This window comes from Streptomyces sp. SID11385 (assembly GCF_010548245.1).
GTDB lineage: Bacteria > Actinomycetota > Actinomycetes > Streptomycetales > Streptomycetaceae > Streptomyces.
This window is the reverse complement of record NZ_JAAGLR010000097.1, coordinates 1-325: the sequence shown is the minus strand read 5'-3', so window position 1 is coordinate 325 and position 325 is coordinate 1. Positions and strand designations below refer to the sequence as shown.

Here is a 325-nt window from a genome sequence, read left to right as displayed (position 1 = left end):
GCTCGACTGGCCGGAGGGCGCGGCACTCGCCGTACGCCTGGAACCGGCCCCCGGGACGGACACGCTCCCCGCCGCCCTCGCCCGCGCCGCGCTCGACTTCCTCGCGGCGCCCGACTTCGCGCGCCTGCGCGCCTGCACGGCACCCCGCTGCGTGCGGTACTTCGTGCGGCGGCACGGCAGGCAGGAGTGGTGCAAGCCCTCCTGCGGCAACCGTGCCCGCGCGGCCCGCCATTACCAGCGGCACCGGGGCGAGCGCGAGACGACGGAAGGGGCGGGGTGACGGGGGCCGAGCGCATGGGGTGCGTCGTCCCGCTCAGTCCGGCAA

Annotated in this window: 1 protein-coding gene; it reads left to right on the top strand. The window is 77.5% G+C overall.

The window, feature by feature from the left end; all coding sequences use genetic code 11:
- The coding region (locus G3I42_RS03290; protein WP_164282336.1) for a CGNR zinc finger domain-containing protein at window positions 1-280 on the top strand (280 nt) is incomplete at its 5' end.
- Window positions 281-325: the final 45 nt, after the last annotated feature.